Origin of the sequence: Zhihengliuella halotolerans (assembly GCF_004217565.1) — a bacterium.
GTDB classification, from domain to species: Bacteria; Actinomycetota; Actinomycetes; order Actinomycetales; family Micrococcaceae; genus Zhihengliuella; species Zhihengliuella halotolerans.
In genome coordinates this window covers 2,492,224-2,514,477 of sequence record NZ_SHLA01000001.1, presented here as the reverse complement: position 1 = coordinate 2,514,477, position 22,254 = coordinate 2,492,224, and the positions used below count along the sequence as shown (strand labels likewise).

21 protein-coding genes and 1 pseudogene are annotated in these 22,254 nt (G+C 64.2%); 14 read left to right on the top strand and 8 right to left on the bottom strand.

All coding sequences use genetic code 11. From position 1 onward, the window contains the following. Positions 1-109: 109 nt before the first annotated feature. The 7 genes from EV380_RS11365 to EV380_RS11345 form a co-directional block, all read right to left on the bottom strand. Entirely contained in the window at positions 110-1,459 is a 1,350-nt protein-coding gene (locus EV380_RS11365) for a hypothetical protein (RefSeq protein WP_130451231.1), read from the bottom strand. After that, positions 1,456-1,797, bottom strand: coding sequence for a DUF6507 family protein (locus EV380_RS11360; RefSeq protein WP_130451230.1), 342 nt, complete (start codon positions 1,795-1,797; stop codon positions 1,456-1,458). The genes EV380_RS11365 and EV380_RS11360 overlap by 4 nt, the downstream gene beginning before the upstream one ends. 148 nt (positions 1,798-1,945) lie before the next feature. Then, positions 1,946-2,107, bottom strand: coding sequence for a hypothetical protein (locus EV380_RS16630; RefSeq protein ID WP_165391948.1), 162 nt, complete (start codon positions 2,105-2,107; stop codon positions 1,946-1,948). 46 nt (positions 2,108-2,153) lie between these two features. Continuing rightward, complete coding sequence (locus EV380_RS11355; RefSeq protein WP_130451229.1) at positions 2,154-2,444, bottom strand: metal-sensitive transcriptional regulator; 291 nt, start codon at positions 2,442-2,444, stop codon at positions 2,154-2,156. Next, a complete protein-coding gene (locus EV380_RS11350; RefSeq protein WP_130451228.1) occupies positions 2,441-4,198 on the bottom strand; it encodes an FAD-dependent oxidoreductase in 1,758 nt (585 codons plus the stop codon). The genes EV380_RS11355 and EV380_RS11350 overlap by 4 nt, the downstream gene beginning before the upstream one ends. A 60-nt stretch (positions 4,199-4,258) precedes the next feature. Next, positions 4,259-4,399: a hypothetical protein gene (locus tag EV380_RS16625; protein ID WP_165391947.1), complete on the bottom strand. Its 141-nt coding sequence runs from the start codon at positions 4,397-4,399 to the stop codon at positions 4,259-4,261. Positions 4,400-4,587: 188 nt separating this feature from the next. Further along, a complete protein-coding gene (locus EV380_RS11345; protein ID WP_130451227.1) occupies positions 4,588-6,495 on the bottom strand; it encodes a penicillin-binding transpeptidase domain-containing protein in 1,908 nt (635 codons plus the stop codon). A gap of 74 nt (positions 6,496-6,569) precedes the next feature. Between EV380_RS11345 and EV380_RS11340 the strand changes: the two genes are divergently transcribed. Continuing rightward, positions 6,570-7,436 (top strand): hypothetical protein, encoded by an 867-nt coding sequence (locus tag EV380_RS11340; RefSeq protein WP_130451226.1) that lies wholly within the window; start codon positions 6,570-6,572, stop codon positions 7,434-7,436. A gap of 218 nt (positions 7,437-7,654) precedes the next feature. On the opposite strand, the gene EV380_RS11335 is transcribed toward EV380_RS11340, so the two are convergent. Further along, the gene (locus EV380_RS11335) at positions 7,655-7,891 is read right to left on the bottom strand and encodes a hypothetical protein (RefSeq protein ID WP_130451225.1); all 237 of its coding nucleotides are present in this window, start codon (positions 7,889-7,891) and stop codon (positions 7,655-7,657) included. Between the two features lie 327 nt (positions 7,892-8,218). Between EV380_RS11335 and EV380_RS11330 the strand changes: the two genes are divergently transcribed. From EV380_RS11330 to EV380_RS11270, 13 genes and pseudogenes are all read left to right on the top strand, one after another. Next, entirely contained in the window at positions 8,219-9,253 is a 1,035-nt protein-coding gene (locus EV380_RS11330) for an ROK family protein (protein WP_242607596.1), read from the top strand. Between the two features lie 84 nt (positions 9,254-9,337). Then, the gene (locus tag EV380_RS11325) at positions 9,338-10,699 is read left to right on the top strand and encodes an extracellular solute-binding protein (protein WP_130451224.1); all 1,362 of its coding nucleotides are present in this window, start codon (positions 9,338-9,340) and stop codon (positions 10,697-10,699) included. Positions 10,700-10,877: 178 nt separating this feature from the next. After that, positions 10,878-11,765, top strand: coding sequence for a carbohydrate ABC transporter permease (locus EV380_RS11320; protein WP_242607595.1), 888 nt, complete (start codon positions 10,878-10,880; stop codon positions 11,763-11,765). A 1-nt stretch (position 11,766) separates the two neighbouring features. Continuing rightward, positions 11,767-12,606 carry a carbohydrate ABC transporter permease gene (locus tag EV380_RS11315; RefSeq protein WP_130451223.1) on the top strand — a complete coding sequence of 280 codons (840 nt, stop codon included), beginning with the start codon at positions 11,767-11,769 and terminating at the stop codon, positions 12,604-12,606. A gap of 116 nt (positions 12,607-12,722) precedes the next feature. Beyond that, positions 12,723-14,054, top strand: coding sequence for a glycoside hydrolase family 3 N-terminal domain-containing protein (locus tag EV380_RS11310; RefSeq protein WP_242607594.1), 1,332 nt, complete (start codon positions 12,723-12,725; stop codon positions 14,052-14,054). A gap of 289 nt (positions 14,055-14,343) precedes the next feature. Then, complete coding sequence (locus EV380_RS11305) at positions 14,344-15,510, top strand: amidase family protein (RefSeq protein ID WP_165391946.1); 1,167 nt, start codon at positions 14,344-14,346, stop codon at positions 15,508-15,510. 38 nt (positions 15,511-15,548) lie between these two features. Then, the gene (locus tag EV380_RS16960; RefSeq protein WP_278030557.1) at positions 15,549-15,677 is read left to right on the top strand and encodes an amidase family protein; all 129 of its coding nucleotides are present in this window, start codon (positions 15,549-15,551) and stop codon (positions 15,675-15,677) included. Positions 15,678-16,085: 408 nt separating this feature from the next. Beyond that, positions 16,086-17,117: a type IV toxin-antitoxin system AbiEi family antitoxin domain-containing protein gene (locus EV380_RS11295; RefSeq protein WP_165391945.1), complete on the top strand. Its 1,032-nt coding sequence runs from the start codon at positions 16,086-16,088 to the stop codon at positions 17,115-17,117. 44 nt (positions 17,118-17,161) lie between these two features. Further along, complete coding sequence (locus tag EV380_RS11290; RefSeq protein WP_130451218.1) at positions 17,162-17,608, top strand: hypothetical protein; 447 nt, start codon at positions 17,162-17,164, stop codon at positions 17,606-17,608. A 318-nt stretch (positions 17,609-17,926) separates the two neighbouring features. After that, the gene (locus EV380_RS11285) at positions 17,927-18,982 is read left to right on the top strand and encodes a DUF6308 family protein (RefSeq protein ID WP_130451217.1); all 1,056 of its coding nucleotides are present in this window, start codon (positions 17,927-17,929) and stop codon (positions 18,980-18,982) included. Between the two features lie 703 nt (positions 18,983-19,685). Next, a complete protein-coding gene (locus tag EV380_RS11280) occupies positions 19,686-19,910 on the top strand; it encodes a hypothetical protein (RefSeq protein ID WP_130451216.1) in 225 nt (74 codons plus the stop codon). Between the two features lie 246 nt (positions 19,911-20,156). Further along, positions 20,157-20,411, top strand: a pseudogene (locus EV380_RS11275) (IS3 family transposase); the annotation flags it as partial. A 241-nt stretch (positions 20,412-20,652) separates the two neighbouring features. Next, positions 20,653-21,999, top strand: coding sequence for an ApeA N-terminal domain 1-containing protein (locus EV380_RS11270; RefSeq protein WP_130451215.1), 1,347 nt, complete (start codon positions 20,653-20,655; stop codon positions 21,997-21,999). Positions 22,000-22,254 lie beyond the last annotated feature (255 nt).

The following is a 22,254-nucleotide window of genomic DNA, read 5'->3' as shown; positions in this document are numbered from 1 at the left end:
TCACTAAAGTGTCCGTACCAGTGGGCATCGGTGATGCGCCGCGGATGGACGACGAAGTGTATCGAAAGGAGAGGAAGAACGATCGCGCCAATGACAACTAGAGTGATAATCACCGTGTAGACCTTTCGAATAGTCCCGCGCCCCAGCGGTAGGCGTCACTGGTGAGGTCCTTTAGGAATCTGTCGGCAGCGCTCGCAGCGAAACCAGCCGCAACTCCACCGATGATTCCACCGACCACTGCTCCGGCGGCCGTACCCGGTCCCGGACCGAGGAAGGTTCCGATGGTCGCGCCGAGAACTGCGCCAGCCTTGGCACCCCCGATGGCCGCTGCGGTCGTCGCGCCGGTGACCACGGCCGTGCGTGCCCCTTTCTCTCCCTCGCTCATTTCGGGGTGCTTCAGCGAATCTTCCTGCCAGCTCGCGACGGCGGTGAAACCAGCGCCGACCGCGCCGCCGGCACGTCCTGCCCACTTGCCGACGTTGCGCCAGAGGTCACGTGACGCGTCCAGACCCTCTTTGGGGATGAGATTCTCGGGATTCATGAACGCGAGACCACGTTGGACGAATTTCCTCCCAGCGTCGGCGACGCCGGCGGGTTTATGGAAGGGATGGCGGGAGTCGTTGATGTCCAAGACCGTATCGGGGGCGACGCCGTGGGTTGGAGTCCAGTCAAGGACCTTTTCGGTGAAGCGTCCGACGAGGCGGTTCGTTGAGGCGAGCTGGGCGAGGTCCTTGGGGACCCAGTCGGCGCGGAGCCCGTTCTTCCCCACGAGTTCTTTGGTCAGATTGTGCGTGAAGTAGTTCGAGCCAGCGCCCAGGGCGGTGCCGTAGTGTTCGGCCGCCCATTTGAGGGTGTCGAGGCCGTCGTCGAACGAGTCGCCCGGGATGACACCGGCGTTACGGGCGACCTGGACCGCTGTTCCGGGCGTCGGATCGTGGATGTCATCTGACTCGGCGGCCGTCGGGACGCGCTTCGGTCGGGCGCTGTCCTGGGCGATGTTGGTGCTCAGCCCGCGCAGCGCCTGAACGCAGCGGTTCTGGGCGTCGTCCTTCGACTGGGCCAGATTGTGGCAGCGGTCCCGCAGGCGGAAGATCGCCTCGTCGCGGGCTGGCAGGTCGTCGATGCCGGGGCCGCTGGCGTTGAACGTCGCGATGTCATCGAGGAGGGTGCTGCGCCGGGTGGCGAGGTTGTCGAGCTCGTCCGCGTATTTCGCCAGGGCCGTGCGTGCGCTGTCGGCAACGTCGTCGAGCTGTTCGGCCAGATATGCCGGGCGGTTCATCGCCGAAGCCACGGTGAACGCTTCGACGGCGTTGTAGTGCTGGTCGATCGTCTGCCAGTGGTTTCGCGCGTTCTCCGCGGAGGTTCGCACGGTGGACGCGGCTTCCGCGTAGGCGGCTGCGCGGTCGCGGATGGCGGCGGGGTCATCGAGGAGGACGACCTCGAACAGCTGGGCGCTCACGTCGGCTTCTCCGGCCAGCGCGGGGACGAGGCCTGGGCTTCGGACTGACTGGCGTTGTCGGCCATCTCCTGGTCGCCCGCGGCGTACTCGCTCAGGGCGACACGCGTCCAGATGATCGCCGCGTCGGCGCTCTCCTGCAGGGCCTGCTCGGTGGGTGCCACGACGTAGTTGGAGAGCTCCTCCAGTGCGGCTCGGACCGCATCGCTCTGGGGCAGGGCCTCACGCAACGCCCGGTCGCTGGCGTCGACCGCGGTGAGGTGTTCCCGGATCTCGGTGAGGTTGGACGCGGCGACGCGGGTGGTCTGCTGGGCGGCGTCGTGCCGGATGTCGAACTTCACGCCGTGCCACCCTCCTGTCCCGCCGCGGCCCGCGGGTCCCGCGTGCGCTCATCACTGCCGCATAAATCTTTCCATTCATGCTAATGCACGCGGGGCAGCGCCTCTGGAGTTATCCACAGGGCGCCGCATCGGAGCGTCGCAGCCGCTGCTAGCGGCCGAAGAGGCTGGCGAAGAAGCCCTTCTTCTCCTGCCGCTCATGGCCGCCGCACCACTGGCCGGCCGGGACGGTGGCCTTGACGGATGCGACGTGCTGGCCGCAGCCGGCCCACGTGGTCTTGTTGCAGGTCTTACAGGTGGTTGCTCGGCACATAGTTCTCTCCTTGGTTCTGGCGGTGTGCAGGTGGGTGAAGGGGTACTCAGGACAGGCGCATGAAGAGCTGCTCGAGCTCGTCGATGGTCATTCGGTCGTCGTCGCCGTCCTCCGGCGCGCCGCCTTCGGCGTCGGCGACCACGCACTCGCGCATGGCGGTGGAGACGATCGCGAAGCCGGCCCGGTCCAGCGCGCTCGTCACAGCGGACAGTTGGGTCACGACGTCGCGGCACGACTTCTGCTCCTCGACCGCCGAGATCACGGCGTCGAGCTGGCCGCGCGCCCGCTTGAGCCGGTTGAGGATCTTGCGCTGGGTGGCCTCGTCGTGGGAGATCATGCCGCCGCCCCTTCCGGCACGGCCAGCAGATTGCGCACGTCGTCGCCGTACCAGGCGCGCAGCGTGAGCATGCCGCCGGAGAGCGTCGCGACGTCGAGCCGGATTCCCTCCGCCGCGGCTGCCTGGACGATGATGCGGTAAGCGGCCGCCGAGCGCACGCCCGACGCGCACAGGATGCGGACCGGCCGGGCGCCGTCGTTCCCCGCCGCGGCGAACACCTCGCCGAGCCGGTCGCGCAGCTCGTTCACCGGGATCAGGAGCGCGCCGGGCAGGGTGCCCGTGGCGACCTCGTCCGGGTTGCGCACGTCGAGCACCACGGCGCCGTCGAGGTCGGCGGCCTCCGCGGCGTGCCAGAGCCGCACGAGTCCGCTCGTCACGTTCTCGCCGAGCATGCCGGCGAAGTTCACCGGGTCCTTCGCGGATCCGTAGGGCGGCGCGTACGCGAGGTCGAGGTCGATCAGGTCGGCCACGTCCAGTCCGCCGCGCATGGCGGTGGCGATGACGTCGATCCGCTTGTCGACGCCGTCGCGCCCCACCGCCTGCGCCCCGAGGAGCCGGCCGTCGGGGCCGATGTGCACCACCAGGTGGATCTGCTCGGCCCCGGGGAAGTACCCGGCGTGCTGCAGCGGGTGCAGGTGCAGCGTCTGATATTCGGTCCCCGCGGCGTCGAGCTCCGCCCGGTTGGCGCCGGTCATCGCGGCGGTCAGCGAGCCGACGCGAACGACGGCGGTGCCCTGCGCGGGCGGCAGCGGCCGGGCGTTCTCGCCGAGCATCGCGTCCGCGACGAGGCGCCCGGCCCGGTTCGCTGGGCCGGCGAGGGCCGTGGAGCGGGTGGCGCCCGTGACGGCGGTGGGCCGGGCGGTCGCGTCGCCGACGGCCCAGACGTGCTCCACGCTGGTGCGGCCGTGCTCGTCGGTCAGGATCGCCCCGGCGTCGCACTCGACGCCGGCCGCGGCGAACACCTCCGTATCCGGGGTGATGCCGGTGGCGATCACGGTCGCATCGGCGCCCAGCTCGGTGCCGTCATCGAGCACGACGACGTCGCCGCCGTCCGCGCCCGGGCGGTAGGCGCGCAGCTGGCGTCCGGTCAGCACGCGGATGCCGAGCCGGGCGGCCTCCTCGGCGACGAGGTGCGCGAGCTCGCGCTCGAGCGGCGACAGGATCTGGCCGGAGCGCTGGATCAGGGAGACCTCGAGCCCGGCGGCGGCGAGGGCCTCGGCGGCCTCGAGGCCGATGAATCCGGCCCCGACGACGACGGCGGTGCTCGCCCGCGCGGCGAGGATGTCGGTGCGCAGCCCGGTGGCGTCGTCGACCGTGCGCAGCGTGCGCACCCGGCCGGACGCGAAGCCGGCGGCGAGGCCTTCGACATCGGGCACGATGGTGCGGCCGCCGGGGGAGAGGAGCAGCTCGTCGTAGGCGATGGTTTCGGTGCGGGGGCCGCCGTCGCCGGAGATTTCGACGGTGACGGTGCGTGCGTGCGGGTCGAGCGCGACGACGTCGTGCCCGGTGCGCACGTCGATCCCGGAGGGCCGGAACGATTCGGGGGTGCGCAGGGTCAGGGCCGATTCCTCGGCGATCTCGCCGTCGAGGTGGTACGGCAGGCCGCAGTTCGCGAAGGAGACGTGGCGGCCGCGGTCCAGGACGGTGATGACGGCGGATTCGTCCAGTCGGCGGGCGCGGGCGGCGAAGCTCATGCCGCCGGCGACGCCGCCGACCACGACGATGCGCCGGGCGGTCTGCGAGGTGGTGTTCATAGTGACCAGAATACCCCTGGGGGTATTTAAGTCAAGCGGCTGAGCGCGTACCGGGTGGAGCTAGAGCTGTTCCACCAGTGCGGTGGCGATTCGCTTGAGGTATCCGATGGCCACCAGCAGCAGCCCGGGCACGACTCCGGCGAAGGCTGATGGCGAGTCGCCGGCGAGCCCGGTGATCACTCCGATCGCGATGGATAGCACACATACGGTCCCTCCGACGCCGATCAGGGCATCTCCGGCGGACACCACCCGTGCGCGCCGTTTCTTCCGAGCCTTCTCGGCGGTGGCTGTCGAATTCTCTACACTCATACTTCCCCGATGGTCGAACTGTCGTTTGCATTCAGCGCTGGCACGCCGGACCTGAGCAGATGATCCGGCCAGCCCGGTCTCTAGCGGGCGGCGGCGAGGAATTCCTTCACCAGCGGGCCAGCCGTGCGGGAACCGCCGTCGCCCTCCTCCACGAACACCGCCACCGCGAGGTCGCCCTGCGCGGCGATCGCCCAGGCGTGGGCGTTCTGCTCGGAGTCGTACTCCGCGGTGCCGCTCTTGCCGATGACCGTGCCGCCCGTGAGGTCCTTGAGGTCCACGAGAGTACCGTGGTCGACGACGTCGGCCATCATGCGGGCCAGGGCCTCGGACTCCTCCGTGGTCAGCTTGCTCGCCGGCTCGGCGGGTGCCTCCTGCTCGGGGGAGAGCACAAACCGCGGCTGCACGGTCTCGCCCGCGGAGACCGACGCCGCGACCGTCGCTATGCCTAGCGTGGAGGCCTGCACCACGCCCTGGCCGATCATGTTGGCGGCCAGTTCGGTGCCGGCCGAGTCGTCCGGCACGGCCCCCAGGAACGGGCCGGCCCCCGTGCCGTCCTCACCGGTGAGGCCCAGCGCGGCCGCCGCCTCCGCGAGTGGCGCGGAACCGACGTCGTCCCCGGCGTTCACGAAGACCGTGTTGCAGGACTGGGCGAGGGCCTCGGAGAGCGGGATGGACCCGAGCGCGGAGGAGGGGTAGGCGTCGAAGTTTTTGAACGACTTCCCGTCCACCGTGGTGGTGGGCGTGCAGTCGACGGTGGTGTTCTCGGTCGCGCCGCCGCGCAGCATCGCGAGCGCGCTGACGACCTTGAACGTCGAGCCCGGCGCGTAGCGGCCCAGCAGTGCGGTGTTGTACCCCTCGCCGCCGGGGCCGGACGCGGCGGCCAGCACGGCGCCGTCGGACGGGCGGATCGCGACGATCGCCGACGCCGGTTCGACGTCGGCCAGCACGGCCTCCGCGGCCGTCTGCAGGTCCTCTTCGAGGGTGAGTTCCAGGTCCTGTCCGTCGGTCTGTTCGCTGGCGAAGATCTCGGCGACGGGCTCGTCCTCCGCCGAGTTGCGCGTGACGGTCACGCCTTTGGTGCCGGACAAGTCGGCGTCGTACGCCGCCTGCAGCCCGGAGGGGCCGACCCGATCGCCCGCCTCGATCCGCCCCTCCGACGCCTCGATGATCTCCGCCGTCGCTTGCCCCACGGTGCCCAGGATCGGCCGCGCGAACTCGCGGGTGGGTGCCAGCGGGATGTCGTCCGGCTGCGCGATCGCCCCGGGGATCTCGTAGATCTGCTCGTCGGTGACGTCGCGGTCGTCGTCGCGCAGGACGATCGCCTCCACCCACGCCTTCTCGCCGGCGGCCTCCACGCGCGCGGCGTAGGAGTCCGCGTCGATCTCGACCAGTTCGGCCAGCTCCCGCGCCGAGTCCTCCCACTCGCTTGATTCGGCCCGCGTCTTGTCGATCCCCACGCGCACCACGGGACGGTCCGTCACGATCGCCTCGCCGTCCGCGCCGAGGATCTCGCCGCGTTCGCCGGAGGTGGACTTCGCGACCAGGGACTCGCCCTCGCCGAGTTCAGGCGCCAGGATCTCGGGGGTGAAGCGCAGTTTCCAGCGCTCGTTCTCGGCATCGAGTTCCCACACCGCTTGCGTCTCGTAGGTGAAGTCGTTGTCCGTCTCGTCGACGTCCCACGTGGTCTGCAGGGTGGCGGATGCGGTCTTCACGCCGTCCTGCTCCTCGTCGTCCACGGCCACCTGCGTGACCGTGTGGGTGCGCGGGATCTCGCCCATGCCGGCGTACGCCAGTTCGACGGCGTCTGCCGCCTCCTCCGCGGTGGTCCCGGACAGCGGCACGGCGGAGAAGTCGCCGGCCTCCAGTGCGGAGGCCAGGGCCTCGGCGGCGGGATCGGGCTCCGGGATGGCGGGCCCGCACGCGGCGAGCGAGGCGGCGACGAGACCCGCCAGGGAAAGTCCGGCGAGGAGACGAAGGGGAGGGCGCATGGGGCGAGTCTATGCGCGGCGCCCGGCGGTAACAACGCCGGGATGCCGAAAGTCGCGTGAAGTATGCTCGCCCCATGAGTCGACACTCCCGCTCCCTCACCTGGCCCGCCGTTGCGGGTGCCGCGCGCCCTGGCCGGCCGCGCCTTCAGGCGAGGATCAGCGCGACCGCGCTCGCCGCCGTCGTGCTGATCGCGGCCCTGTCCGGGTGCGGACAGCCGGCTGAGCCCGAGGTCGCCGCGCGGTTCGCCCTGACACAGGCCGACGTGGACGTTCCCGATCCGGAGGCGGGGTATCCCGTGAGCATGGTCTTGCTGGACGCGGCGGATTCGCCGGTCTGGACCGACGTCGCCTCGGTGGTCCTCAGCGGTGAGGACGGTCAGGAGGTCGACGTGCTGGAGTACTCGGTCGAGCGGGGCGACACCACCGATCACGGCATGCTGGGCAGTCTGTTGCTGACGGTCGCGCCGGAGCGGGAGACCACGGTGGAGACGCTGACGCTGAACTATTCTGACGGCGAGAGCACCACGCACCGGATCGGGTCTTGGCACTTTACGGCCGGTACGGGGGAGGGACCCCCGGTGCTGGAGGCCGCCGACGGGTACGCGGCGGTCTATTCGGGTGTCGACCGGATGACGGCGCCGCTGACCAACGTCAGCGACGCGGACGTTACTGTCGGCGTCCCGGCTCTGGAGGCGAGGGTGGACGCCGTCCGCATCGACGGGGAACCCGCCGAGCGCGGGGACACGGTGCGGCTCGCGCCCGGCGAGCAGGTCGAGTTCGAGTTCGAGCTGGCGGCTGCCAACGCCGACTTCCTGGTGGTGACCCCGCGGGTCCCGGTGCGGCGGGACGACGGGACGGAGGCGTGGGTGGCTCTGCCCTCGGCCCAGCTGGGCCTCCTCAACATCACCGACGAGCAGGTGGAGGCCATCGCCCTCCGTTAGGCTGGTGGGCACCGGCGGGCTGCGTGTTCTTCAGCCCTTGTGGAGAACCGGCACACCACGGCACTGATTCGAGGATCATGACAGACGAGCGCAAGACGCCCATCAAACGCCTGGCCGTGATCATCACGGCGCTCGCGCTGTGCGCGGCGCTGGTCGGCACCGGCCTCGCCGGCGTCGCGCTGCTGGTGAGCTAGGCGCGCGTTCGGTCGGTTCGCCGCTCAGTTGGCGTGATGCTGCCGCTGCTGATCGACGGCCCGCTTCTGCACCGCCGCCAACCTTCGCGCGCGGCCAACGGGCAGTGCGACTGCGCCGATGACGATCAAACTAACCAGCATGATGCTCTGATCGCCGAGCGCTTGCGGGTCGCCGATCGCGTTGCGGAGGAGCAGCATCAGGGCGAAGACAAGTGCTCCCCACATGGCTCCGATCGCAGCGTGCAGAGCGTGGGGTTTCATGCAGCCTTCCGGGTACGCAGGGTGAGAGCTCAGTCAGCATGACTCAGCGTGTTCAAGTTCTTTGAACGCTATCCACGCGGGGCCTGCGATGTAAATCGCGTAGCCGCGTCCATGCCGGCGAAAGTGCTTCACATCACAATATGGTCACGGTCCCGCAAACTGGCCGCAGACCCTTGTGGAATTTTTGTTAGTACAGTTAACTAACGTTTCATGACCGCTTCACGAGGCCCCTTCCGCACCATGACGACGGGTACCGCCGCACTGCCGTCGCATGGACGGGTACACAACTTGGCGCTGGTACTCCAAACCCTCCACTCCGCTGGCCCGATGAGCCGTGCAGATCTGTCGCGGGCCTTGGGGCTGACCCGGGTCACCGTGTCGGACCTCGTGGCCGAACTGCTCGAGCGCAGTCACGTCGTCGAATTGGGCCAGTCCGAGAAAGTGCGGCCGGGAAAGCCCGCCATCCTGGTGGACGTCAACCGCCGCGGACTCCAGATCATCGGCCTGGACCTGGCGGAGAATTCCGTACTTCGGGGCGCAGTCCTGGACCTCGACGGCAACATCCTGCATCGAACGGAGATCGTCACCTCCCACGAGAAGGGGGAGGAGGTCACGCAGCTGGTGCTCGACCTGGTCCGCAAAACCATCGACGCAGCCACTGCTCCCTTGTTGGGCATCGGCGTCGGCACCCCGGGCATTGTGGACGGTGACGGGCAGGTGCTCACAGCACCGAACCTCGAGTGGAGCAACGTCCCGCTGCGCGAGCTGCTGGAGTCGATGACTGGCTTGCCCACTCTGGTTTCCAACGACGCTGATGCCGCGGTCCTTGCGGAGTACACCTTCGGCGGCGGCGCGGACGACATAATCTTGGTCAAAGTCGGACGCGGTGTCGGTTCCGGCCTCATGGTCAACGGGCAACGCGCCCGCGGTGTGCACTCGGCCGCCGGAGAAATTGGCCATGTGGTTGTCGGTACGGACGGCGGCAGCGACTGCACTTGTGGCAAAAAGGGCTGCCTCGAAACTTGGCTCTCAGTGCCTTCTCTCGAGCGGGGGTTGGCGGCAGCTGCGTCGTCCCCCGCTCCGGACGCCGCTGCAGATCAGGTCCTGCAGACGGCCGGCGAGCGACTCGCTGTTGCGCTGGCTCCGATTATCGGCGCGTTGGACTTGGCCGAAGTTGTGCTCAGCGGGCCGACGCACCTCTTGGATGGCAGTCTCCGCAGCAGTGTTGAGAAGACACTCACGGCTCGGATGCTCCCGCAAAGACCACCCCGGATAGCAATCCGGCTTGCCCAAGAACCACAGGACGTCGTGCTCCGCGGGACCGCCGTCATGGTTCTTTGGAACCAACTCGGGGTCGCCTGACCTCTTCCCTCTCCCCAACCCGGCATTCCGGGCCCTCCCGCGGCCAACCGCGGTAGGCCCTTCCACCCTCCGAAAGGATCTCCAATGAAGAAGTACCTTGGGCTGGCAACACTCACCACCGTCGCCGCGCTTGTCTTAACTGCCTGCGGTGGCGGCTCGACGGCTTCCACCGATTCCAGCGCCACCATCGATCCGGCCGCCAACGCCGACAAATCGATCACCTTGTGGCTTGCTGGCGGGGACACTCCCGATGAACTGCGCACCTACCTGACGGACACCTTCAAGGACCAGACGGGCGCCACCTTGAAGATCGAAGAGCAAGGCTGGGGTGATCTCGTTACCAAGATGACCACCGCGCTCCCGGATCCGAACAACACCCCCGACGTCGTGGAAATGGGCAACACGCAGTCACCGACGTTTACCAACATCGGTGCTTTCGCCGACATTTCGGACATGTACGAGGAGCTCGGCGGCGCCAAGCTCATTCCCTCGTTCGTCGAGGCGGGTGCCGTCGACGGCAAGAACTACACGCTCCCGTACTACGCCGGATCGCGCTACATGTTCCAGCGTGCCGACGTATGGGAGGAAGCCGGCGTTGACACTCCCGCCACGCTGGAGGAGTTCAACACGGCCGTGAAGACCATCACCGAGGAGAACCCGCGCGACATCAAGAATTTCTCGGGGTTCTTCCTGGGCGGTCAGGACTGGCGCAACAGTGTCTCCTGGATCTTCGCCAACAACGGCGACTTGGCGAAAAAGGAAGGCGACACGTGGGTTTCGACGCTGTCTGACCCGAACACTCTCAAGGGCCTCGCCCAGATTCAAGACTTGTACCGCAACGCTTCCAAGGCTCCTTCCGATGCGAAGGATGCCACCCCGTGGCTCTACATCAACGACACTGACCAGATCCTCGACGACGAGGGTGAAGCAACCGGCAAGACGTCCTTGGCAGCAGCCACGATCATGGCGCCAGGCTGGGCGCACTGGTCCATCGGCGACCTCGCCAAGCAAGACGGCAAAGACGTTCGCGAGTGGAACGACGAGAAATTCTCCGCATTCGTCCTGCCAGGAAACGACGGAAACCCGGCACCAGTGCTCGCCGGCGGCTCCAACATCGGCATTTCCGCGCAGTCCCAGAATCCGGACCTGGCGAAAGAGCTGATGCGCATCATCTTCTCCGCCGAGTACCAGAACCTCCTCGGAGAGAACGGGCTCGGCCCGGCCAATGCGGACCACAACGCCGCGTTGGGAGACGACCAGTTCGCTCAGGCGGCCGTCGCCTCTGCGTCGAACTCGAAGCTGACGCCCGCAGCGCCCGGGTGGGCCGCCGTCGAGTCCTCGATGATCCTCGAAGAGTTCTTCGGCAAGATTCGAGACGCCGATGATCTGAAAGCGCTGGCGGAAGAATACGACGCCAAGATCGACCCGCTGCTGAACCTGAAGTAGGACGGGGTGGCGCCGGGGCGATGCCTCGCCCCGGCTTTCCCTCGTGGTCATGCACCCCGCGGTCGGCTTCCGCACAGATGAAAGGCCAGAGATTTCCATGTCAACCCATGCCCCGGTGCCCCCGGCACGACCGGAGACGCCTGCGAGTCCCGGGCCTAGCGACGGCCCGTCTCTCGCGGTGAAGGAACGCAGGTCCAAGGCCCCACTGATCCTCGTGCTGCCCACGTTGATCATCGTGGTCGCCGCGTTGGGCTACCCCGTGGGGTGGCAGATCCTGACGAGCTTTCAGAAATTCGGCCTCATGCAACAGTTCGGGGCCGCACCGGAATTCGTTGGCCTGGGGAACTACGCGGCTCTGCTCGCTGACGCCAATTTCTGGGTGGTGCTGGGGCGATCGCTGCTCTTCTGCCTGCTGGCGGCCGGTCTGACGGTGGTCATCGGATTCCTCCTGGCTGTCCTGATGAAGCGGGTCGGCACAGCAGCCCGCCTCATTTTGCAGGTTTCAATGCTGCTCGCGTGGGCCATGCCCTTGGTCGCCGCCATGACCGTTTGGGTGTGGCTGGTCGACTGGCGTCGGGGTGTCCTCAACTGGATTCTGACACGCCTCGGGTTCGAGGCTGAGGGCCACAACTGGCTCGCCGAACCGACGACGTTCTTCGCCGTCGCGCTCATCATCGTGGTGTGGATGTCGGTCCCGTTCGTGGCCCTGAGCATCTATGCGGGCCTGACGCAGATCTCCGAGGAAGTCCTGGAAGCTGCGGCGATGGACGGTGCAAGTGGCATCCAACGTATTCGCTTTATCATCATGCCGCTGATCGCGCCGGTCCTGTCGATCGTGCTGCTCCTGCAGATCATCTGGGATCTGCGGGTCTTCACTCAGATCAAGTTGCTTCAAGACGCCGGCGGCGTCGCCAACGAAACCAACCTGCTGGGCACCTACATCTATCAAATGGGCGTCGGTTCGGGTGATTTCGGTGCAGCCAGCGCCGTCTCGATCCTGATGCTCATCATCACCGTCGCCATCAGCTGGTACTACGTCCGCTCGCTGATGAAGGAAGAGAACTAACATGCGGCTCCATTCCATTTCGCGTGCCCTCTGGACGGTTGTCGCCGTGGCGATCGCGCTGCTCTGGGCCTTCCCGGTCTACTGGATGTTCAACTCCTCATTCCTGCCGAACGCCGTGTTGCAGTCGACCACGCCCACGTTCTTGCCGTTCGGCGGTTCTCTGGACAACTTCGCAGCGGTGTTCGCCGACGGCAGCTTCGCGTCGGCTTTGGGAATTTCACTCACGGTGACTCTCACGACGGTGGTGGTCTCGCTCTTTGTCGCCTTCCTCGCCGCTTTGGCGATCTCGCGATTCAAGTTCAAAGGTCGCCGCTCCTTCATCCTGGCCATGTTGCTGATCCAGATGCTGCCCGCTGAGGGGATGTTCATTGCCCAATACAAAATGATGAGCTCGGTGGGATTGCTGAACAACGTGGTCGGCGTGAGCGTGCTCTATATTGCCGCCGTCGTCCCCTTCACCATCTGGATGCTGCGCGGATTCGTCGCTGGCGTGCCCGCTGAGCTCGAGGAGGCCGGCATGGTGGACGGGCTGTCCCGCACGATGGCCTTCATGCGCATCACCCTCCCATTGCTGGCTCCCGGCTTCGTGGCCTCGGGCGTTTACGCGTTCCTGCAGGCGTGGAACGAATTCACCGTTGCTCTGGTGATCATGACAGAAGACCAGATGAAGACGCTGCCGCTGTGGTTGCGCGGATTCGTTCAAGCCTCAGCCACTCGAGAAACCGACTGGGGGATGGTCATGGCCGCTTCCATGATGGTGGCCGTGCCGGTGATCATCTTCTTCATGCTGGTGCAGTCCAAAATGTCGAGCGGCTTGGTCAGCGGGGCGGTCAAGGGATGAGGAACAACGCCCCTACCAGCGCTCGGGTTCAGCCTGCGCAAACGACATCGGACGACGAGGTTCAGTTGCGCACCCTGGCGGCGGGAACGTTGATGCCCGGGTTCAGGGGGACACGTGTGCCCGACTGGATTATCTCCGCCCTGGATTCCGGGCTCGCATCGGTCTGCATCTACGGCCCCAACATCGCATCCCCCGAACAGCTGACGGGCCTCATGCGTCAACTGCGCGCCGCTTCGCCGTCAGCGCTCCTGACACTTGACGAGGAAGGCGGGGACGTCACGCGATTGCACTATCTGACCGGATCCGATCAGCCGGGAAACGCCGTGCTCGGCCGCCTCGACGACGAGTCCGTCACGACTGCTGCGGCCGCACAGATCGCGGACGAACTCAACGCGTTGGGCTTCAATCTCAACTTGGCCCCAGACGCCGACGTGAACTCCACCGCGAGCAACCCCGTGATCGGGGTGCGTAGCTTTGGCGCGGAGGCGCCGCTCGTCGCGCAACACACGGCCGCCTGGGTCAGGGGACTGCAGCGCTCCGGCGTCGCAGCGTGTGCCAAACATTTCCCCGGCCATGGGGACACCGCCACCGATTCCCATCTGGCCCTGCCAACCATCGAGGTGGATCGCGAGACCCTCGCAGAACGAGAACTGGCCCCGTTCGCGGCAGCCATCGCGGCCGGCGTCGCCAGCATCATGACGAGCCACATCATGGTTCCGGCGCTCGATGCGGAGAACCCGGCAACATTCTCTCCGGGCATCCTCCATGATCTGTTGCGGCGTGACATGGGCTTTTCGGGCGCGATCGTCACCGACGCGCTGGACATGGCCGGGGCGAGCGCCGTCACCGGTATCGAGGCCGCTGCAGTCCACGCGCTGGCTGCGGGTGCTGACTTGTTGTGCCTGGGCTCAGAGACCTCGCCTGAACGATTCGAAGCAATCATCGATGCAATCGTTGTCGCCGTTCGCGTTGGCAAACTTCCCCTGGCTCGGCTCCAAGACGCCGTCCGCCGCACGGCCCTGTTGGCCGCGGACTATCCGGCGACAGGACCTACCGCTGCCGGACGAACGCCGGACAGGCACTCGATCACCGGAGCCTTCGAACTCAGCGACGCTGCACGGCGCTGGCTGGCCTTGCCAGCTGAGCCGGCTCTGGTGCAAATCGATTCGGAGGCCAACATGGCCGTCGGCGGCGTGCCCTGGGGGCCGGCCGCGGTCCAGGCGACAACTCGACCAGCTGACCTGAGCGCGCAGGCCAAGGTCGCGCTCATCGGGCGAAATCTGGAGGCCGGCCACAGCATCTTTCAGGTGGCTGACTCCCTCCGCGCTGACGGCCGCGAGGTGATCGTCGTCGAATGCGGCTGGCCGCGCGGTGGTGCAGACATCGTGACGTTCGGGGCCTCACGCGCGGTCTCCGCAGCGCTCGTCGGCCTGCTCGCCCCCGGCTGAAGGTCGCCGAAGACGTTGCGGAGGAAGAATGTCACGAAGAAGTTCAACGCACCACGCTCGTGACGTTCGCCGAATGCTCACGCCGATGGCCGCGGCCGAGGTGATGCACGACGACGTCGACGCCGATCCGGGTACGGCTGGTCTGCGTTCGCGGGGACTTCTTGTGAGTCTCGTCGACCTCTAGGCAAGTGGTCGGCGTCACGCTACGATGAACCCAATTACTGAACGTTCGGTAGGCAATCGGGTCGCGTGTGCGGGACCGCGTGATCGACTGGTAGGAGTGAACGCGTTGAAGACGACAGTGCAGCAGGCTCTACAGGAGTGGCGCCAAACCGAAATCGGCAGCGTCGAGGACCCGTGGGGGCAGGCCGTCGCCCGGGCGCGGCAGGCGGCCGAGGCTGCAAATGTTTTCATCTCGGTGTCGGAGCATGGGCCGACAGGCGCGGGTGCGGCTTCTGGCGAGCTGGCCGGTGTCCCGTTTGCGGTCAAGGACAACATCGATGTGCGTGGCCTGCCGACCACGGCGGGCAGTGCACTGTTCGAGTCGAACTATCCCCGTCACGACGCGAGCGTCGTCAGCATCCTTCGCGAAGCCGGCGCTCGGGTGGTCGGAAAAACCAATATGCACGAACTGGCGTTGGGGACGACGAGCAATAACGGACGCTTCGGGCCCGTGCGTAACCCCGTTGATTACTCCCGCACCGCAGGGGGTTCCAGTGGCGGGAGTGCGGCGGCCGTGGCGAGCGGCGTCGTGCCGTTCAGCCTCGGGACCGACACTGGCGCGTCGGTGACGCTGCCGGCGTCGTTCTGCGGCGTGGTCGGATTCCGGCCGACGACGGGCCGCTACCCGGGCGACGGGCTCGTCGGGATCTCGTGGACGAGGGACACCGTCGGCGTCCACGCCAACAACGTCGAGGACGTTCAGCTCGTCGACTCGATCATCACGCGGGAGCCGCGTGCACAGGCCGCGACGTTGCCGGGCAGGCGCGTTGGCGTGCTGATTGATCGGTTTGATGACCTGGCGCCGGAGGTCGAAGCCGTTGCGCGGCAGGCGCTGACGCGGTTGGGTGCGTCCGGAGTTGAGCTGGTGGACGTTTCGGTTGCGGACGACTACCGCTTGGCCGGGGAAGGCGGAATGACCGCCGTCCTCTACGAGGCAGCGCTGCTTATTGAAGAGCAGTACGCGGCGGTTCACATGGAAGGGCCGCGGACCGGGCTCGCGGACCTCGTGAGTCACGTGGCATCTCCCGATGTCGCTGGGCTCTTGCGACATCTTGCGGAAAGCCCGGTGAGTGCAGACCAGTACGAGGAGGCGCGCGGGCTGATCTGGCGCCTTCGCCAAAACTATGAGTCGACGTTTAGGGAAGAGGGCGTTGACGCGCTGATTGCTCCTACCGCCGTGGCCCTCCCACTTGAGCTGGGCCACGACGTGACGTTCCGGTGTTCGATACGTTGATCCGCAACACCAATCCGGGAACTTCCGTCGGGGTGCCCATGATCTCCATTCCGGCCGGGACGGCCGATAGCGGGCTGCCGGTCGGAATGCTGTTGGAAGGTCCCCGATTCCGCGACACCGAGCTGCTCAGCCTCGCCGCCGCCGTTGAGGAGGCATTCAGGAACTGACTGTGGGGCCCCGTCTTCCTCGACCCGACTGGCGGACCGGTCGGTGGCATTTCGATTCGAGGGCGACCTCGACTGCTGCGTGTTCGAATCGCAAGTCGCAGTCAGTCCTACAGCACCCGTCCGGCGATGAACTGGGACATCCAACGGATGTCGATGGCGATGATCCGCTACTCGGTTCGGTGTGGAGGAATTCTCGGAACCGGGGCGGCGGCGAAGGCGCCCTTGCCGTCCAGCATCACGGCCACATGGCGGGTGCAGTCGCGTTTGGGCTCTTGCCGATTGTGGTGTTTGACGGCGTTCGGATAGCTGCGCGCGCCAGCGGGAACATAGGCAATCTGACGCATATCAAACGACGAGAGTGAACTACTACTACTTTGAATGTTTCAGCCTGAGAGATACAATTCAAGTATGAAGTCGGGCGACGCGCTGAGAGTGCTTGCTGACGTCACCGGTTCACAGTGGGGGATGGTGACGTCAGCGCAGGCGAGCGCGCTTGGGGTGACGCGGCTCAATCTCTCGCGCCTCACGGAAGCCGGGCATCTCGAACGGCTGGCCCACGGTGTCTACAAGGATGTAGGCGCTCCCGGTGATGAGTTTGAGGATCTGCGCGCCGCCTGGCTCAGTACCGACCCGAAGGTTCTCGCGGAGAATCGGATGCAAGACCTGACTGGCGGAATCGTGGTTGCCAGCTCGTCGGCGGCAGCGCTACACGAAATAAGTGACCTGTGGTCTGATCGGCATGAGTTCGTTTCGGCAGTGCGTCGTCAGAGTCAGCGATCGGAGATTCGCTATCGACAGAGAGCGCTTGACCCGTCCGACGTGACTCTTGTGCGGGGGCTTCCGACCATGACTATCGAGCGCACGATTGCCGATCTCGTCGCTGAGGTGGGTGATATCAGTCTGGTTGCCGATGTGCTTGGCCGTGCAGCCAGGAAACGACCTCTGCAACTCGACCGGCTCCGAGACCTCCTCGCGCCACTGGCTGAACGTAATGGTTTCAAGCGCTCTGATGGGCAGGGGATGCTGGACAGGCTGCTGGAGCAAGCTGGCCTTGATCGAGATTCGCTGGCCGCGGGGATCGCTGCATACCCGCAGCTCGCTGCACGCGTCGTCGGGAATTATCTCGCTGAGCTCGATCTCTCTCCGCTCGAAGACGCGCTCTCAACGCCAGTGGCTCAACAGGCAATGAGTTCTGCCGTGAGATCTCTGGCGCAGTACCTTGAGACTGCACCGGTCCCAGGCCCGGAAGCCGTGACCGTGGATCTTTCGCATGCGCTTGCGAAGCTGGTGGCAATTGGATTACTTGACGAGATGAGCCGTCCGGTTGCCGGTGAGGCTTTGGCTTCAGCCCTGGCGATAGCGCCTGCGGATCGGGAAGGGGCTGTTGGTGCTCCTAACCTGTGTGAGGGGCCGCGCAGTCTCTCTTCGACTGGTCGCTGATCTTCCGGATCGGCGGCGCCGAGAGAAGTCGGGGAGGTTAGGTAGTGGCGGATCACAAGAGGCTCCCGCACGTCGACAAGCTGCGGGCACTGTCGGCCAGCGGCCTGACGTATGCGCAAATTTCCGAACTGTACGATGCCGGTGAGGACACTATTCGGCAGTTGCTCGAAGGGCGTGTGCAGCAAGGTGAGAGGTATAGGTTCCGGGAGCTGGTGCCGTGGGAGGTCGAAGCGCGCCATCGTAACACTCGGCCTTTGTGGCAGCTGCTGACGATCAATCGGAAGCGCAACGGCCGCGGGGTCACCGACGACGAGCAGCGTCGCCTTGATGAATGGATCGAGCACTTGATCGAGATGGACGTCGTCCTTGACTATGACCCCAGGCGCCGCCGAATGAGGCTTGCAGCAAGGGCGGCTTTTTCTTCGTCCCGCGCGAACCCGATGATCAGTGGATTGTTCGCCAGCCGCCTGGTAGCTGAGCACGGGCGGTGAATTCGTAAGGGCGACGCCGCGGTGGAACGAGCTCGATTCGTGCACGTTCGTGCGTCGACGGTCAGTCGGGGCGGTAATAGACATCGTTGTTCTCCCGACGATGTGCATGTCGTCCGCGCGGGGTCCCTGGCGCCGGTCGTTCGAGCCGGTGCACAGGACGCTACGTAGAGGGAACTTGCATTCTGATTGCGGCTGAGTCCTGTAGATGCGGACAGGGCGTAACAGCACGTGGGGTCCGAGCACGACGGTGCTTGGGCAATTAGGCTCTCGGTACCGGCTCGAGCGTCATCGGTTCGAGCCCTGAAGTTGGGGAACGACATGAGCGTGCAGACGTTGTTCGACAAGATTCTGGTGGCGGAATCGGAAGTGAACATTGGTGAGGCCAAGGCCATCCGGTACTTGGACGAGTACTTCGGAGTCCGACCCAATGGGCGTCCCCTGTATTCCGGATCCCACTTCGAGACGTTCGGTGGCGGAGGGCGTAGCAACCCGCACGAGTTCACCGCGGCGGACCTTTTGTCGACTTCGCTCCTGTCCAAGCCGGTCACTGGGCAGGCAGCCGTCGGAATCTTGGGTCCGATGGCGACGGAGTTGTCGCGGTGCCTGTCTGAGCTGCCGTTCGACGCCGCGTTCGAGACGTTGACGAAGTATGAATTCGAGGCGCTCCTGGGGAATCCGGAGAGTCCGGGGCAGCGCGTGTGGGACCTCCTGAGGCAGCACGACGACAAGTGGGACCTCGGCCCGGTCACTGCCAGCAAGCTATTGGCCCGGAAACGACCTCATCTGATTCCGATTTACGATTCTTTCGTCGAGGCGGAAGTCGGCCTCGGTGGCAGTGGTCAGCAGTGGATCACGTGGAACGCGGCATTCCAGCGCGGTGATTTCGTGCAGGCGCTACGCAGAATCCGTCATGCGAGCGTGGCGGTCCACCTGTCCCTGTTGAGGACGCTTGACATCGTGCTTTGGATGCACCATGCGAAAACCGCTGGCACCACCGAAGAATCGGGACTCTCGGCGCCGCCTATTGTGGTAGACAAGAGCCGCGCGGGTGGACAAGAGTCGCCGTCGCCGGAGAACGCCGACGACAGGCGCTCTGGATCGCTTGTCGTGTGGAGCCAACCGGTCACGGACAAGGATCGCGCGAGGAGCAACCTCAGGATCCCGGCCGCGTCGAAGCACGTCTTTCCGGCTGAGCCTGAGCAGGTCCTCGTCGATCTCGACGGGGTGCTGCGTCCCGTCAATTGGCGGCCAAACGGCGCGCGCTCAGGAACGCTTGGCCTCGGCGTCGAGACAATGCGTTCGCTCCGGGAGCGGAACGAACGCATTCGCATTGAACCGATCGGCGAGAGGTTCATAGTGCATCGTCGCTTGTGATGCGGCACTGGTTCCGAATGGTCCACCCGTCAGCTGCCTGCGTCCCTGATTTCTAGTTGGCGATGAATCTTCCATCCTCAGTCGCCCAGCGCCAGGGCAAGTCGTCGAAGACATCAACGTCGCACTTTTGGTAACGCGTCGGGTTTGGATGGTTACTTCAGATTCTGTGGAGAGCATCTGGCCGCATCGATGCGGGGCCGCCCGGACGGGCTGAGGCGACGGGATAGCTAGTGTTCGGACGGGACGACTATTACCTTGCCGTTCGTCTGCACGACGGCGGTATTGGACGGAACACTGTGGACGTTCACGTCGGGGTCGCTGTCCCGGCATTGAAGCAAGTGCGACCCAGATAACCGGGGAGGAATTCGTGAGGCGCTCGCGAGGAGTTACTGGATTCGATGGATGCGGCGCCATCACGCGTATCCGCGACGGTCAACATCCATTCTGTCATGTCCGGATGGCGGAATCGGGCCCGGCATCCAGGCGGTTAGCCTCGATATCACCGGAGAGCACGCACGTGACCGATCGAGGGTAGGTTGCGTGCCGTGAGCGGTTCTAGACAGCGTCCGGAATCTCTCGTTGACTAGGCCTGAGGCGTCTCCCCTTGGGGTCCACCGCGTTAGGTAATCACATCAGTGTGCGAATCGAAAATCAATCTCCGATTGAACGATTCGAAGGAGTATTTGTGTGGCATACTGGGGCTATGAGTAATCCACTGACGCAGGGGCAAACTGTTTTCATGTACGTCAACGAGCGACTGGCAGTTCTGGAGGGGGCGATGTCTTTCCCAATTGGTACTAGGGTTGAGATTGGACGCCAAGATTACATTGTCGATAATATCCGCGTGGGTATCCGCGATATCGACTTCGATATATACTACGGCTGCCACCTCGCAGAATCGACGGGGACGAAGCCGCCAATTCGATAATATGAATCAGTGATCACTGCTAGTTTGAAGTTGAATTTATGCTAGATTGGCCGATTGGGGCTCTAGGTCTGTCAACTGTCAGATCGAACTGATTCCTGCTTCCGGCTACCTCCAACTCTTCGCTGACCGGCAAGGGCTTGGTGTCACCGGGTAAGAATATTGCACATGGTCGGGTCCCCAGGCAGGAGTCCAGTGGCTTTGTGTTCTTCGCATCCGATGATGGACGCAGGAGGAAATTCACGAATCATGGAACGTAGACGTACCCCTGATCAGGTTATCTCGAAGGTGTGCCAGGGTCAGAATATGCTGAACGACGGCCATCCAATGGTCGAGGTCGTCAAGGAACTCCAGGTCATCGCGGCGACCTAATAGCGGCGACGGAACCAGTATGGTTCCGAGAAGACCGCCTAGGCCTCGAAGCGGGCTAGGGAGTTGGAGAAGGATAACGCTCAACTGAAGAAGTTGCTGGCCGATCAGCCCCTCGCCTCAGACGCTCCGACCCTCTCGAAGTTTTGGAGCGTATCCAGACGGTGCTACCGCGGGCCAAGCCGAATTCAGTCTTCCGTCACACTTTGAAGTACAAACTACTGAGCTTCGGGGCGCGCACCAGATTTGTCAGCGGTAGAAGCCTAAGTCGGAGAAACAAGACAATGTGAACGTTCGCTCCTCATATGCCCTATCGAGCAGTAGGTTGATAGCATATGGTCGATATTTCTGATTACGAATTGGGGAAGTGTTTTGTATGGTTGACGAGAAATTTTGGTTGGATTTACCGACGACTGGTCACGTTGACTTTTCCGAATGCGCTGCTGTAACCGCTCCTGCAACGATGCAGGAATATAATGGACGGCTCAGGCTCTCCATATTTTGGGACCAGGAACTCGGTAATAAGATCCAATCATGGTTTACGCATCCGCAATACGGTGTTGAGGCTGAGGGGCACATGTTCTCGCTGCCGGACACTCTCGTGTTTCACAGTACTCATGGTTCAGCGATACTTATTGGCTGCAGAGAAGATGGCTATCAGATTGGTGGCTCTATGGCGCGCGGCGTCGGGCATGTATTCTTCCAGCGAGCAGTGGAAGGGTCTGCACGTGGAATCGATTTCGACAAAGTTCACGAGCTGGTGGCGACAATACCAGGTGGGGCCAACTGGGTCGATCTTAGGTGCCCGGTATTGGACGAACGCGACAGTCGAGATGGCTTAACGCAAAGCGTTGACCTGGATTTGCCCTTGCTCTCGTCAGTAAGGTTGGCGGACCTGAACTGCGAACTGAGGACCATTTGGGTGATGACGTATAGTCATGGCAAATTTTCCGGGGAGTCCATATTAGAGGTTCGCTCGTGGGCCGACGTCCCTGTTTCATGGAATACGCATCTACAAAAAATCCACAAAGTTGCTGCGCTAATGGAACTCAATGCATCGAGAAGCGTGCCGGTGGAAATTCAAACCATATTAAATCATGATGATCCAGGGGAAGGGCGCGGTTCCCACGGGGAGGCTCTTGCGGTTGGGCCTCGCAGGTCTGCGATTCAGGCTTGGAGCTCAGAGGCGGAAGGCTACGCAAGGCCGGCAGTTGAATTGGTAATGTTTGAAGACCTTGGATCGGAAGGCCTAATTCGCTGGATCCGTTTATATGAGAAATATAAAAGGGCTCTTACTTCGCTTCTCGGTATGTCTGTCTGGTCGTCGGGCATTCCTGCCGAGACGACGCTGGTCCATGCTGGAGCAGGTCTAGACGCACTAGGCCTCGCAATCCTGCGCCACAAAGATCAGAAGTCGTCGAAGTCTGCTGATTCGACTCCGGTTGAATTAAAGTTGATGAGAATTGTCGATGATTGCTTGGATTCTCTTCCCTATAGCGAGGAAGTGGCGAAAGACTGGGTTCGGGACATGAGTTCTGCATACAATTCTCTAAAGCACTCACTGAGGGTGATGCCAGAACATGAAGTCATGGTTAATGTCAATCGCAAGTGTAATATTATAGTCCGCGCATGGGTGGCTAAAGAGCTTGGAATTTCTCCGGAGCATATTAAATTTAGTCTCAGAAATGATTCATTCTATGGTGATGTTGTAGTGCTCGATTAGTGATTCCAGGGGCGTAATTTTCTATTGAGTCGATGACGCATTGCCTCGGAGCATTTGGTGCCGGATAACCGAATTTTTCGGCCCCTTTGCGCGGCTGCCATCGACTTGGGCCTCGTCGTCCTGAGTACTCAATTGCGCGATCGCTGGGCGACGGTTGGCCCTTACACCCCCCTGCGGGCGCCCAGAGGCGCATCCATTGACCATATGTCTGCCAACGTCACGATTCTGGTGGCGGGTAGGCCGACGCACCTTTCG